Source organism: Streptomyces sp. NPDC048295, from assembly GCF_040652135.1.
Taxonomy (GTDB): domain Bacteria; phylum Actinomycetota; class Actinomycetes; order Streptomycetales; family Streptomycetaceae; genus Streptomyces.
Map to the genome: position 1 here is coordinate 31,290 of NZ_JBEZLL010000014.1, position 12,288 is coordinate 43,577.

General features: G+C 67.2%; 14 protein-coding genes and 2 pseudogenes. 8 read left to right on the top strand and 8 right to left on the bottom strand.

Features of this window, described 5'->3' with window-relative positions:
- Positions 1 to 431 precede the first annotated feature (431 nt).
- From AB0D53_RS21345 to AB0D53_RS21360, 4 genes are all read right to left on the bottom strand, one after another.
- Positions 432 to 1,769 carry an aldehyde dehydrogenase family protein gene (locus AB0D53_RS21345; protein ID WP_362448865.1) on the bottom strand — a complete coding sequence of 446 codons (1,338 nt, stop codon included), beginning with the start codon at positions 1,767 to 1,769 and terminating at the stop codon, positions 432 to 434.
- A 212-nt stretch (positions 1,770 to 1,981) separates the two neighbouring features.
- Positions 1,982 to 2,623, bottom strand: coding sequence for a CGNR zinc finger domain-containing protein (locus AB0D53_RS21350; protein ID WP_362448867.1), 642 nt, complete (start codon positions 2,621 to 2,623; stop codon positions 1,982 to 1,984).
- Positions 2,624 to 2,782: 159 nt separating this feature from the next.
- On the bottom strand, positions 2,783 to 3,493 hold the full coding sequence (locus AB0D53_RS21355) for a flavin reductase family protein (RefSeq protein WP_362448869.1): 711 nt from the start codon (positions 3,491 to 3,493) through the stop codon (positions 2,783 to 2,785).
- 73 nt (positions 3,494 to 3,566) lie between these two features.
- Positions 3,567 to 4,409 carry an MBL fold metallo-hydrolase gene (locus tag AB0D53_RS21360; protein ID WP_362448871.1) on the bottom strand — a complete coding sequence of 281 codons (843 nt, stop codon included), beginning with the start codon at positions 4,407 to 4,409 and terminating at the stop codon, positions 3,567 to 3,569.
- Between the two features lie 192 nt (positions 4,410 to 4,601).
- Between AB0D53_RS21360 and AB0D53_RS21365 the strand changes: the two genes are divergently transcribed.
- The 4 genes and pseudogenes from AB0D53_RS21365 (at position 4,602) to AB0D53_RS21380 (ending at position 6,890) form a co-directional block, all read left to right on the top strand.
- Entirely contained in the window at positions 4,602 to 5,054 is a 453-nt protein-coding gene (locus tag AB0D53_RS21365; RefSeq protein ID WP_362448873.1) for a nuclear transport factor 2 family protein, read from the top strand.
- 241 nt (positions 5,055 to 5,295) lie between these two features.
- A pseudogene (locus AB0D53_RS21370) lies at positions 5,296 to 5,385 on the top strand (MBL fold metallo-hydrolase); the annotation flags it as partial.
- Positions 5,386 to 5,613: 228 nt separating this feature from the next.
- Positions 5,614 to 5,865, top strand: a pseudogene (locus tag AB0D53_RS21375) (S-adenosylmethionine-dependent methyltransferase); the annotation flags it as partial.
- On the top strand, positions 5,844 to 6,890 hold the full coding sequence (locus AB0D53_RS21380; protein WP_362449178.1) for an IS630 family transposase: 1,047 nt from the start codon (positions 5,844 to 5,846) through the stop codon (positions 6,888 to 6,890). The pseudogene AB0D53_RS21375 and the gene AB0D53_RS21380, both read left to right, overlap by 22 nt.
- A gap of 218 nt (positions 6,891 to 7,108) precedes the next feature.
- Here the strand turns inward: AB0D53_RS21380 and AB0D53_RS21385 are convergent, their stop codons facing one another.
- The 3 genes from AB0D53_RS21385 to AB0D53_RS21395 are packed head-to-tail and all read right to left on the bottom strand — an operon-like array spanning position 7,109 to position 9,184.
- Complete coding sequence (locus AB0D53_RS21385) at positions 7,109 to 7,333, bottom strand: hypothetical protein (RefSeq protein WP_362448875.1); 225 nt, start codon at positions 7,331 to 7,333, stop codon at positions 7,109 to 7,111.
- Positions 7,334 to 7,371: 38 nt separating this feature from the next.
- Complete coding sequence (locus tag AB0D53_RS21390) at positions 7,372 to 8,295, bottom strand: SDR family NAD(P)-dependent oxidoreductase (protein ID WP_362448877.1); 924 nt, start codon at positions 8,293 to 8,295, stop codon at positions 7,372 to 7,374.
- Between the two features lie 31 nt (positions 8,296 to 8,326).
- Positions 8,327 to 9,184, bottom strand: a complete 858-nt coding sequence (locus AB0D53_RS21395; RefSeq protein WP_362448879.1) for an oxidoreductase — start codon at positions 9,182 to 9,184, stop codon at positions 8,327 to 8,329.
- Between the two features lie 127 nt (positions 9,185 to 9,311).
- Here AB0D53_RS21395 and AB0D53_RS21400 point away from each other — a divergent pair, with 127 nt between their 5' ends.
- From AB0D53_RS21400 to AB0D53_RS21415, 4 genes are all read left to right on the top strand, one after another.
- Positions 9,312 to 9,866: a TetR/AcrR family transcriptional regulator gene (locus tag AB0D53_RS21400; RefSeq protein ID WP_362448881.1), complete on the top strand. Its 555-nt coding sequence runs from the start codon at positions 9,312 to 9,314 to the stop codon at positions 9,864 to 9,866.
- Between the two features lie 397 nt (positions 9,867 to 10,263).
- Positions 10,264 to 10,605, top strand: a complete 342-nt coding sequence (locus AB0D53_RS21405) for a hypothetical protein (protein WP_362448883.1) — start codon at positions 10,264 to 10,266, stop codon at positions 10,603 to 10,605.
- A gap of 53 nt (positions 10,606 to 10,658) precedes the next feature.
- On the top strand, positions 10,659 to 10,802 hold the full coding sequence (locus tag AB0D53_RS21410) for a hypothetical protein (protein WP_362448885.1): 144 nt from the start codon (positions 10,659 to 10,661) through the stop codon (positions 10,800 to 10,802).
- Position 10,803: 1 nt separating this feature from the next.
- The gene (locus AB0D53_RS21415) at positions 10,804 to 11,121 is read left to right on the top strand and encodes an adenylyltransferase/cytidyltransferase family protein (protein WP_362448887.1); all 318 of its coding nucleotides are present in this window, start codon (positions 10,804 to 10,806) and stop codon (positions 11,119 to 11,121) included.
- 200 nt (positions 11,122 to 11,321) lie between these two features.
- Here the strand turns inward: AB0D53_RS21415 and AB0D53_RS21420 are convergent, their stop codons facing one another.
- Complete coding sequence (locus tag AB0D53_RS21420; RefSeq protein WP_362448889.1) at positions 11,322 to 12,245, bottom strand: transposase family protein; 924 nt, start codon at positions 12,243 to 12,245, stop codon at positions 11,322 to 11,324.
- Positions 12,246 to 12,288 lie beyond the last annotated feature (43 nt).

A 12,288-nucleotide genomic window follows, 5' to 3' on the forward strand; every position in this document is an offset into this window, starting at 1 on the left:
ATGCCCTGCGGTCGCGGCACCTCGTGGACGACGAGCAGGTCAATCTCCATGGATGCCAGGTGGAGCTAGCGGAGGTCGAGCAGGTACGGCCTCTCACCGATGGGATCAGCGAAGCCGCGGTCGTCGCCTGCTGAGGATCAGGAGGGCGCGTTCACCCCCTTTTATGTCACATCCGCGGCCGACCGCCCTGCCGCCACGGGAGCGTAGCGGTGGTAACCCCGGGCTCGTGGCTCAGTGACGGCCCCGACCTCGCCCGTGCCCCTGTACGCCATCAGGGTCCCTACCGGCGGTGATGCACCGGTAGAGACCCTGGCAACCACGTCCGGCATCGGCGCGTCCACCGAATGCCAGGCAGGTCATGACGATCGGAGGTTGTTGAGCTTCGGGGTCTCGATGGTGTCCCTGCAACTTGCCTGGGACAGTGGGTTCGGTCAGCTCAGCGGGACGTCGAAGACCGTCTTGCGGTGGCTGAACGCCTCCAGCGAGTAGCGGCCGTGGTAGTTGCCCATGCCGCTCTCGCCGACGCCACCGAACGGGAGGGTCGGTACGGTCAGGTGGTAGATCGGCAGGCCGAAGTTGATGGCGCCGGAGGAGGTTTCGGCGATGAGCCGGGACCTCGTGTCCTCGTTCTCGGTGAAGGCGTACAGGGCCAGGGGCTTGTCACGGTCGTTGATGAAGTCGATGGCCTCGGTGAGGTTGGCGACCGTGAGGATCGGCAGGATCGGCCCGAAGATCTCCTCCTGCATCACCGGTTCGTCCGCCTGGACATCGAGCAGGACGGTCGGGGCGATGTACTTCTCGGCGCGGTCGCTCTGCCCGCCTATCGCCGTGCGACCGGAGCCGAGCAGCTTCCCCAGCCGGTCGAAGTGCCGCTCGTTGATGATGCGCCCGTAGGTGCCGGAGCCCTGGGGGTCGTCGCCATACAGTTCCTTGACGGCCTGGCCGAGGGCGGTCGTCAGCGCCTGCGCGGTCTCGGCGTCGGTGAGGACGTAGTCGGGGGCGACGCAGGTCTGCCCGGCGTTGGTGAACTTGGTGGCCGCGATGCGCTCGGCGACGGTGGCGATGTCGGCGCCGCGATCGACGAAGACCGGGGACTTTCCGCCCAGTTCGAGGGTGACGGGCGTCAGGTGTTCGGCGGCCGCGCGCATCACGATCCGGCCCACGGTGCCGTTGCCGGTGTAGAAGACGTGGTCGAAGTTCTGGGCGAGCAGCGAGGTCGTCTGCGCGACACCGCCTTCGACCAGGGCGACGGCGTCGGGGTCGAGATAGTCCGGGACGAGCCGGGCCAGCAGGGCGGAGGTCTGCTCGGCGAGCTCGGAGGGCTTGACGACCACCGCGTTGCCGGCCGCGAGTGCCCCCGCGACGGGGGTCAGCAGCAGGTAGATCGGGTAGTTCCAGGCGGACAGGACCAGAGCCACGCCGAGGGGGTCGAACTCGGTGTGGGCCACCGTTCCCTCGGGCAGATGGGTGACCGCGACCTCGGCCGGCTGCGGCGCGAGCCAGTCCTTCAGGTTCTCCAGGTAGTCGTCGATCTCCAGGATCGTCAGGTCGATCTCCGCGCGGTCGACCTCGTCCGCGTTCTTGCGCATGTCGGCCCAGAGGGCTTCGGCGATCGCCTTCCGGTTGTCGGTGAGCAGCGCGCGCAGTCGGGTCAGCTGCTTGAGGCGCCAGTCGAGAGGCTTGGTCCGGCCGCTGCGGTGGGTCGCGCGCAGTCTTGCGACCAGGGCGGCTGCCTCGGTCTCGGTCAGCGTGGGGTACGTCGCGGTCACGAGAGTCTCCAGTTGCGTGACGGGCCCGGTCCCGGGCCGTGGATGGTGATGGGGTCGGCGGCGGAGTTCCGCACGCCGCATCCTCGATATTCAATATGACCGGTCGTCTTGAATGTGTCAAGAGTCGCGCGGCTCAGTTGCTTCTGCATCTCTGCCGCCGTCCCGCTGCCTTTAATGCTGCGGCAACGGGACGGCGCAAGCGGACGGGCTGATCAGGGCTGCGACGCCGCAGTGTCCCGTTGGCGCGCGCGGTGGGCGCGCAGGTTCGCGGCATTGCCGCACGTACGAACGTCATGCCAGACGCCGCTGTTGTTGCGGGAACGGTCGTAGAAGGCGACCGCGCACCGGGGGTTGCGACACAGCTTGAGTCGCTGTCGGTCGCCGCTGTTCTGTGCCTGCCACAACGTCAACAGCAGTGTGGCGATGAGAAACCCAGCGCCGCCGCCGCGTGGCGCGAGATGCACGGCGCCAGCGGCGTCGAGCCCCAGCGAGGCATGCGCGGACTCCACCACGGGGGTTCCGACCGGCTCCTGCGGCGTCGGGTCCCCGTCGTGCGGCACGGGCTCGCCGTCCTCCGGCGGCGTCACGGAGTCGCGCAGCGCTCTCCGTAGGTCACGGAGGCGGACGAGATCCTCCTCGTCGAGCCGGATCCTCGGGACCGGTTGATGTGCAGTGTCCGCCCAGGCTGCCAACGCCGAGTCCACCCACTTCTGAGCAGTCCCGGTGTCCGCCAGCAGGTCCGCGGTCCGAGGCCGCCCGGCTGGGACTGTGTTGAGCAGGTCATGGATGAGGCCCAGCGTGCCGGGAGCCGACGCGATGCTGTATCGCCCTGTCGCCTGCCATGTGGCGCCCATGGAATGCATCGCCTTCCTGTGTCGGAGGTGGGCGGTGGTGACCGCTCGCCTCCCGATGGAACAACTGATCCTAGAGGGTCTTCCCGAGAGCTGTGTCGACCTGGCCTGGACGGGAACACCGTGCCGGCCCCGCCCCTCCGCGGGACCGGCACGGTGGGCTCACTCTGCGACGGCCCCGGAGGCGGACCAGTTCGGATTGTCCACGGCCGAGTAGTCCTCGCCGTTGCGGTCGATCCGCCGCATCCGGCGTCCGGCCATCTCGGCCATGACGTCGTCGGTAAGCGGGGGAACGAACGCGTTGTCGACCACGGTGTACTCGGCCGCCAGACGGCCCACCGGCGCGAGGGCACCGAAGTCGATCCGCCCGTTGATGTAGATGTCGTCGCGCACGTGGAAGTTCACGACCTCGCCCCACACCACGTGGTGCAGTCCGTCCGGTGCGGCGAAGATCTTGTCCACCTTGCACTCCAGGGCGACCGGCGCGCCCTTGATGCGGGGCGGGGCGACCAGGGTCGACGGCTCCTTCTCCACGCCCACCGCGTCGAACTCGTCCACGTCGGGCTCGAACTCGATGGCGCTGCGGTGCATCGGCACGATCTGCGGAAGAGTCGCGAGGTTCGTGACGAACTCACCGGTGTCACGGATGTTCAGGAAGCTGTCCTTGAGCGTCAGTCCGTCCGATTTGGGCTGGATGGACAGCGAGACCTTCGGGGGCTTGCGTCCCACGGCGGTGAAGAACGAGACGGGGGCCAGGTTCCCGACCCCGTCCGTCGACTGGGTGCTGATCCATGCGATGGGCCGTGGGATGATGCTGCCGATCAGCAGCTTGTACGCCTCTTTTGCGTTCAGGGTGCTCGAGTCGATATCCATCGTGCCATCCACTACTTTCTCGGTACTTCTCGACCTTCTCGACCTTCTCGGTATCTGTTCTCTCGGCTTCTGCTCAGGCGCCCAGCAGGCCGACGGCGCCGTACCAGACCGGCCCCGGATTGAGGCGGTCGGGGTGGAGCCGCAGCAACTCCTCGTAGAACTCGCTTGCCTTCGGCTTCTCCTCCAGCAGGCGGATCACGTCGAGGAGGTACTCGCGGGTGCTCGCGATCGTCGCCGGGTCGTCGGGCAGGGCCGCGTTCTTGTGGCCGGCGACCACGAAGCGCGGCTTGAGCCCCTCGATCACGTCGAGTGCGCCCAGCCAGGCCTCCAGCCCGCCGTTCCCGCCCTCGAGGAAGTACTGGTGGACGCCGTTGTAGACGCAGTCGCCGGCGACGACCAGGCCGAGTGAGGGCACGTGCAGTACCGAGGTCTGGTCGGTGTCCGTGTGGCCGACTTCGATGGACTGCAGCAGCTCCCCTTCCAGTCGGAAGCCCTCGGCGGGCACCGGCTCGGCGACGACGGGAGAGGGCGGAACCTGGCCGGGGAAGTCGACATCCCACATCGCCGCGCGTCCCTCGGTGGCCTGCTGGTGCATGACCTCGATCGTCCCCGGCGTGGCGTAGACCCGGGCGTTGGGGAAGTCGCGGAGAAGGGAGTCGGTGCCGAACCAGTGGTCACCGTGACCGTGGGTGGCGAAGACGTACCGCACTCGCTTGCCGGAGGAGGCAATCCAGGCGCGCACCTGCTCGATCTGGGAGTCCAGGAAGGGCGGGTCGACCAGAACCGCCTCCTCCTCGCCGTGCACCAGGACGGTGGAGACGGGCGAGGAGGTGATCGGGTCGCCGTTCGGCAGGACCTTTCCGGCGCGTTCCGCTCCGGGGGTGACCAGGACGTCGTATCTCAGGTGGGAAGCCATGGGGCTGTTCCTCCATCCAGGATGCAGGGAAGGTTGCGATCTGAAGCAACCATACACATGTTGCCTATGTCGCGCATGGTCAGTTGATGACCTATAGTCGACTGTACTTAAGATGCATGTGACCTTTGCTTGGTACTCGCCCCAGTGGAGCCTCGTGCGAGGCCGGGCGACGGAGCAGTCAGGAGGCCGGACATGAGTGATCGGACAGCGCAGCCAGGCGGCAACACGGCACCCTGGGTGGAGGGCGGCGCGTGGACGCAGGCCTTTGCCGCCCGCGAGGAGGACGCGTTCGCCGGCGCCTTCGCCCAGGACGTCGTCCTGGAGGCGCCGACACTGAACCGACCGGTCAAGGGGCGCGAGATTGTCGCGCTGATCATGGGAGCGGCGAGCCGGATCTACGAGTCGCTGGTCTTCACGCACGAGGCCCACAACCGCGACCGCTCGTACGTCGAGTGGGAGGCGGCGGCCTTCGGCGGAACCCAGCTGCTGGGCTCGACCATCCTCGTGCGCAACGAGAACGGGGAGATCGCCAAGGCGGTCGTCCAGCACCGACCTCTGTCCGGGGTGCTCGCCTTCTCCGCCGAGATGGGGCGACAGCTGAAGGGCCAGGTCGACGACGACCTGTTCCACCAGTCCGGGGAATGAAGCCTGCCGCAGAGTGAAACCCGCAGTGCCTCGCCGCCGTCACCGCCCCAGCAGGGCCCGGTGACGGCGGACGTCTTTCCGAGCGCGCGCCCGGGCGCAGCGCTCCGCCGTGCCTGCCTGCCACTTGAGCACTACAGAGAACGGACCGGTCATGCCGAAGACACCGCTCACCTACGAGGTTTACGTCTCCGCCGAGTTGGAGTCCACGGTCGCGGACACCCCTCCGGAACTGGACCGCAGGATGTGGTCCCCCACATCGGCCACCCTCATCCAGGGAGAGCGGGACGCTGTCCTGGTCGACCCCCTCATGACCACCGATCAAGTGGCGGATCTGCTCGACTGGGTGGAGCGGCGAGGCAAGCGCCTCGTCGCCGTCTACGTCACCCACGGGTACGCATCCAGAGCGACCTCTCGCCCGTCCGGCAACGTGGAGGCCGACATGTCACCGAGTTGGACCGCCGGGCACGCGGCCTGCTCCGGGCCATGATCGCGACGCGCGCGCACGGCGCCCCACGGCAACCCGCAGAGCAGCATCGCCCGAGGAGAGGAACCAGCACCGGTGACGACGTACGAGGTCGAATCGATCGCAACGGTCGTCGGCGGCCACACCATCGTCCAGGACGACTACCAGGGCGGGGTCCAGTCGGTGATCCGGCTCAACGGGGCATACCCCCTCGAAACCCTGCAGCGAATCGAGGAGTTCTCCCAGTTGACGGTGACGTGGCGTTTCCACCTGGCACAGCCCGAGAACGTGCAGCTCCACGCCCGCAGCCCCAGGGGCAACGCGCAGTGGCCGGCGACCGGAACCTGGACACGGTCCGTACCTGGCGGGGCCGGTTCGCCGGGGGCGGCCTGCCGGAACTGTCCGACCGTAAACGGTCCGGCCGCCCGCCGTCGTTCACCGCTCTGCAGATCGCCGAGGTCAAAGCCCTGGCCTGCCAGCTGCCGGCCGAGACCGGCACGCCGTTGTCGCGCTGGTCATGTCCGGAACTGGCCCGCGAGGTGGCCGCCCGGATCATCGTCGGGTCGGTCTCCGTCTCCACCGTGCGCCGCTGGCTGGCCGACGATGCGCTCAAGCCCTGGCAGTACCGGCCCTGGATCTTCATCCGCGACCCGGACTTCCGTGCCAAGGCCGCCCGCGTGATGGACCTGTACGCCCGCACCTGGCAGGGCAAGCCGCCTGACGACGACGAGTATGTGATCTCCGCGGACGAGAAGACCTCCATCCAGGCCCGCTGCCGCTGCCACCCGACCCTGGCACCCGGACAGGCCCGGGCGATGCGCGTCAACCACGAGTACAAGCGCGGCAGCGCCCTAGCCTGCCTGGCGGCCTACGACGTCCACCGAGCCTGCGTCTTCGGCCGCTGTGAACCCACCACCGGCATCGTTCCGTTCATGAACCTGGTCACCCAGGTCATGACGCAAGAGCCCTACGCCAGCGCCAGACGCGTCTTCTGGATCGTCGACAACGGCTCCTCCCACCGGGGGAAGAAGGCCATCGACCGCCTGACCCTCAGGTTTCCGAACGCAGTCATGGTTCACACCCCCGTACACGCCTCATGGACGAACCAAATCGAGATTTTCTTCTCGATCGTCCAGCGCAAGGTCGCCTTCCCCCAACGACTTCACCGACCTCACCCAGGTCAGGGACCGGCTCCGAGCATTCGAAGACCGCTACAACGCCACAGCAAAGCCGTTCCAGTGGAAGTTCACCACCGCCGACCTGGACGATCTACTGGCCAGGCTCGACCGGCACACCGCCGATCACAAACAAGAATCCTCCGCCGCCCTGGCAACATGATCAACCCCCGAAGGACTTCGAGCGTCGACCACTAAGCTCGACGGGCTCGTCCCGCAGGACGACGGGCTGCAGGTCGTATGGGACGACCCGCTGTGCGATCTTCCCGTACAGGCGGCGCCGTGCCGGAGCGGGGCGGGAGGCGGGTACTTCCCGCGGACCGGCCGCGGGCGAGGGACTGTCGGAGAACTCCGGCGCGCCAGCAGGAGCGGTCGACGGGCGTTCGGCAGTATCCGGGGCGTCGGTTGCCGGGGCTTCAGATTTCGATGAAGCGGTACCCGCTGTCGTCCCCGACCACTTGAACGAACGCCGGGGGAGTCGAGGTGGGCTCCAGCAATGTAGACATCCTGGTGTGCTCGTCGCCGTGGACGACGAGGAACGCATTGACTGACAGCCGGAGCTTGCCGTCGACGGTCGGGATCTGGGTCGGAAGTTCAGTGAAGGGCCTGTCGCCGGGCTGGCGCAGCCGGGAGGTCGGCATGCGCGGTTTCTGCCGAGTCGACGGGCATGTTTGAACCGTCAGGCTCGGAAGTCGAACGTGATCCCGGTGGCCTTCTCCGCTTGACGCCAGAACTCCTGCCCGAACTCCTCGCTCGCGCTGGCGGCCGTGGCCTCGACCCGGACCGCTCGGCCGGCGACACGGCGTCGCGGGCCGTAGTACTCACCGCCCTTGGTATTCGGGTCGGTTGCGGCGCGGACCGCGGGCCACGCTCCACGTTCCTTGCCTTGGGCGTAGAGAGCCGTGAGGTAGTCGGACGGGCGGCCCCTGTCGATGATGCCGGGTCGGCGAGGTGACTTCAGGTCGATCGCGATTCCCGGGTGCGCGAGAAGCGACTCCACCCTGCTGTCCGCCGCGGTCAGCCGTCGCTGCAGCTCGAATGCGAATGCGAGCACGGCGTGTTTGGAGTACCCGTAGGCGCGGAAAAAGTTGAACTTTCCGTGTTCGCTTTGCAGGTTCGCGGGATCGAGTTTGACCACCTGGGTGGCCTGGCTGGTCTGGCTGATGATCCGGCCGTTCGGTGCGAGGGCTGGCAGGGTGAGCGCGGTCAGTGCGAACGGGCCGAACGCGTTCGAGCCGACGACGAGTTCCAGCCCGTCCTTGGTGACTTTCCGCTCGCGTCCGCCGGTGGTGATGCCCGCGTTGTTGATGAGCCCGTCGATCGGGCCGTGCCGTCGGATCGCGTCGGCGGCTTCCCGGATCGACGTCAGGGACGTGAGGTCCAGGCGCACGAACTCGACGGCCGCTCCCGGCGCGTGCCTGCGGATCGATGCTGCGGCGGTCTCGGCCTTCTGCTCGGAGCGTGAGGCGAGGACGATCCGTGCCCCGGCTCCTGCGAGCTGCTCGCTGATGAAGTAGCCGATTCCGGCGTTGCCGCCGGTCACGACGAAGGTCTTGCCTTCCTGGGTCGGCAGGTTCTCTGGGTTCCAGTGCTCGCTGGTCATGGGTGGTCCTCTCGGTCGGGATGTCTTGTGGTCACGCCGGTCGCGGTGGTGCGGTCAGCCGGTGTACCCCGAAGGCGCGGCGAACCAGGGAGTCGAATGCCCGGTCGGGGAGCAGCCAGCGCAGAAACACCATGGGTGTGGCACCGAGCCCGACGCGATAGCGAGTGCGCGGACGTCTCGTCTGCGCGATGCGTGCGATCGCCCGGCCAACGACATCCGGATCGGACGCGGTCCGTGTGGTCGGCTCGGCACTGGTGGCCAGGTTCTTGGCCACCTGCTCGGCCATGTCCTCGTACGGAGTAGAGCGAGTGGAACCCCGCACGTGCTCCGCGGCGATCGTGCCCCACTGGGTGCGGATCGACCCCGGCTCGACGATCACGACACGGATCCCGAACGGTGCCGTCTCCATGCGCAGAGCGTCGCTGAACGCCTCGACCCCGTACTTGCTCGCGTGATACCAGCCGCCCAACGGCGCGACGAGCTTGCCGCCCATCGAGCTCACATTGATGACGGTGCCGCCGCCCTGTTCGCGCATCACCGGCAGGACGAGCTGCGTGAGCCGGGCCAGACCGAACAGGTTGACCTCGAACTGGTTGCGGCCCTCCCCGAGCGGCGTGGTCTCGATCACGCCGTAGGACCCGTAGCCGGCGTTGTTGACGAGGACGTCGAGGCGAGCGGACCGATCGACAATCGTCTTCACCGCGGTCGAGACTGACGTCTCGTCGGTCACGTCGAGGCACAGCACCTCGATGCCCGCGTCCTTGAGTGACGACATCTGCTCCACGCGGCGTGCGGCGGCGTAGACCACGAAGCCCGCATCCTTCAACCGCCGGGCGGCTGCTGCTCCGATGCCGGAGGAGGCCCCGGTCACGAGCGCGACTCTCTGCATGTCGTCATCTCCTGTCTAACCTGTCACTGAATGCCAAAGTTAACAGCTACCGCCAAACATGCGCAACGGCTACCCTGGACGCATGACTGATCGCAGCCCTGGCCTTCGAGAGCGGACGCGCAACGCCGTGCAGTGGGAGATCGCAGAGTCCGCCGGTTCCCTCTTCGTGGAGCAGGGGTACGACGAGACGACGATCGACGACGTCGCGGCCGCCGTCGGCATGTCGAAGCGGAGCGTGTTCCGCTACTTCGAGACCAAGGAGGATCTCGTCCTCGGGAAGTTCGATGCACTCGCCAACGCGATGCTGGCCGGGCTGCGGGTGCGACCAGCCGACGAGTCGACGTGGGAGTCACTGCGCGCGATGCTCGCCTTCCTCGTGCCGCACATCGATTCGCAGGGGAGGGACTCCGTGACCGCACCCTTGCAGCGACTGATCTTCGAGACACCTGTCCTTCTCGCGGGGTACCTGGAGCGTCAGCATCAGGTGCAGAAGTCCGTTGTCTCGATTCTTCGAGAGCGTGCCGTGGATTCCGGCCGACCCTTTGCAGCCAACGATCCCGCGCCACGCGTGCTGACAGCCGCCGCGTTCGGATGCCTGATGGTTGCGCAGCAGGTGTGGCTGGAGAACGACGAAGACTCGTTCGCAAGGGTGCTGGACCGAGCCCTGTCGATCCTCGACTGATCCCGTCGCACACGCGTGCAGATCAACGCTCAGCAACCGAATGTCCGGCACTGAACTTGTGCCGGGCATTCGGCGTGCAGGGGGGAGGGGAGGGCCTGCAAAGCGCCCCAAATCAGCGATCGCGTGTTCGATTTTGGGCCGGAATCACGCGCATATGTCCCATAAACGAGCACTTTCACACCTGCGTTCGCCCCAAACCGGGTCGGTGCCCATGTGGTGCAGGCTCGCATTGTCGTGGGCCTTGCGCTCTGACAGAGGGCTGTTGTGCCTGCGGGCGGCACCACGGACGAGGCGGAGTGATCTTCCGATCTCACGGATTCGCCGGTCCCAGCGTCTACAGGGCACAGGCCGCCGGACGTGGCGGCGGCTCAGATCCCAGCCCTGGAAGGAATCCATCGTGCTCGACGGCATAGACGTCATCGCCGGGACGCTCTCGACGATCGTGTTCATCGCGTCCACGCTGCCCATGGTCGCGAAAGCCGTGCGCACGCGCGACCTTTCGTCGTATAGCGGCGGCAACCTCGTCCTCAGCAACACGGGGAATCTGCTCTACGGGGTCTACGTCGCGAGCCTCCCGGTCGGCCCGGCGTGGGCTCTGTACGCGTTCAATCTGGCGGTGAGCGCGACCATGCTCGTGCTCTGGCTCAGCTACCGCGCACGCCGCGGGCGCGCTGTCCGGCCTGCTGAATTCGTCCTGGCGGATCTCACGCCCGTGCTCTCCGAAGGGTCTTCCCGATGAGCCAGCACGCGGGCTCACTTCCTGGACGAAAGAGACGAAAGGCGGGGATCCCCATGGACACGGCGGTTCTGGACCGGCAGGTGCAGCGGGAGCTGTGGCTGCACTTTCGCTGGGGCGGCCGGCTCTTCTTCGAGGAGCTGAGGATTCCCAATGGCACGCTGGTGCTGCAGGAGCTGTGGCTGATCCCCAGTGTCTGAGTTGCAGACTCCTGGGCTTCTGGTCGGTTACACGGCGGGGGTGTTCGGCATGCTCCACGTCGGCCACCTGCGGCTGCTGGAGCAGGCCCGCAGGATGTGCGACCGGCTCGTTGTCGGTGTGACGACGGACGAGCTGTCCCTGCAGCGCAAGCACAGGACGCCGATGTTCCCGCTGGCGGACCGGATGGCGATGCTGCGCGCTCTGCGCTGCGTCGATGAGGTCGTCCCACAAGAACGGATGGACCGGCTCGCGGCCTGGGAGGAACACCGTTTCGGTGTGACGTTCGTCGGTGACGACTGGCACGGTTCGCCCAGCTGACGTGCGTACGAGCAGGAATTCACAGCGCGCGGCGTCACGGTCGTCTACTTCCCGTACACGATGCACGTCTCATCGGCAGTGCTGCGGGAGCGGCTGCTGAGCCGGGTCGCCGCCTGATCTCACGTTCACCCGTCACTACGCGTCTTACGAGTTGGTGCGTGATAGCGGGTGAGGCGTGTTTCTCCTGGTCGCGGCCGATTTCAGGCTGCAGTAGCTCGGTCGGAGACGAGGCCGGCGATGGCCTGGTAGGTGGCGGGCAGCGTCTCACGTCGGTGAGTCCAGCGGATCAGTTGTTTCCAGCGTTTGTGGTCGGCGAGGGCGTGCTCGACGCTGATGCGTTTCGAGGAGTGCCGGTGGCGGGCTCGCTGACGGGCTTCAAGGACCTCGGGCGGGCTGATCTTGTTGCCCTTCCTCGGAGGAGTGACGGCCCGGCCGGGGTGATCGCGGCGGAGCCCGAGACAGCCGTCGTCCAGGAGAACCTCGACATCGCGAAAGTGCTGGAAGCAGGTACCGATGCCTTCGTTGCGCGCGGCGGTCGCATCATGCATCCGACCAGGCCGCAGAGCATCGGTCCATAAGGTGCGGCCCTGTTGGTCGGTGATGACGGTGGCCTTCATCGTGTTCATTCTCTTCTTGCCGGAGACGAACGCTCGTCGTCCGCCGCGGCCGGCAGGCGGCCGGCGGACCTGGATCTCGGTGGCGTCCAGACGCAGCTCGACGCCCTCGGCCTGGGCATGGGCGAAGACATCAGTCAGTGTCCGAAGACGCAGGCCAGGGCGGTCGGGAACCGCGCACCCCCGCTCGGCAAGGAGGGTGCGTATCTCCCCGATCGCGCGGGTGATGGTGGAGCGGTCCACACCGTAGAGCAGTCCGAGGACAGCGTGCGGCAGATCGTGCCGCAGATGAATGAGGGTCGCCGTCAACCGGTCGATGAACACCAGTTGATGCCGGGCGCCCGCACCAGCTGCCCGCCGCCGGGATCCGCCACGTGCCGCGTGACGGCGGCCTTCGACACCGGCCAGCCATGGTTCGGCCAACTCCGCTACCAGGCAGGCGAGATGACGCCGAGAGATCCCCGTGAACACTCGACGCGAGAGAACCGACCGCTTGACCGCGATCGCCACACCCGGATCATGCCACCAGTCAGCAGCGACGCCTCACCCGCTA

Bases quoted from the DNA above. Each gene is read 5' to 3' on its own strand.
- AB0D53_RS21355 (WP_362448869.1), bottom strand. From the start codon at position 3,493: ATGGATATCGACTCGAGCACCCTGAACGCAAAAGAGGCGTACAAGCTG.
- AB0D53_RS21410 (WP_362448885.1), top strand. From the start codon at position 10,659: ATGGACACGGCGGTTCTGGACCGGCAGGTGCAGCGGGAGCTGTGGCTG.
- AB0D53_RS21390 (WP_362448877.1), bottom strand. From the start codon at position 8,295: ATGACCAGCGAGCACTGGAACCCAGAGAACCTGCCGACCCAGGAAGGC.
- AB0D53_RS21395 (WP_362448879.1), bottom strand. From the start codon at position 9,184: ATGCAGAGAGTCGCGCTCGTGACCGGGGCCTCCTCCGGCATCGGAGCA.
- AB0D53_RS21365 (WP_362448873.1), top strand. From the start codon at position 4,602: ATGAGTGATCGGACAGCGCAGCCAGGCGGCAACACGGCACCCTGGGTG.
- AB0D53_RS21385 (WP_362448875.1), bottom strand. From the start codon at position 7,333: ATGCCGACCTCCCGGCTGCGCCAGCCCGGCGACAGGCCCTTCACTGAA.
- AB0D53_RS21360 (WP_362448871.1), bottom strand. From the start codon at position 4,409: ATGGCTTCCCACCTGAGATACGACGTCCTGGTCACCCCCGGAGCGGAA.
- AB0D53_RS21350 (WP_362448867.1), bottom strand. From the start codon at position 2,623: ATGGGCGCCACATGGCAGGCGACAGGGCGATACAGCATCGCGTCGGCT.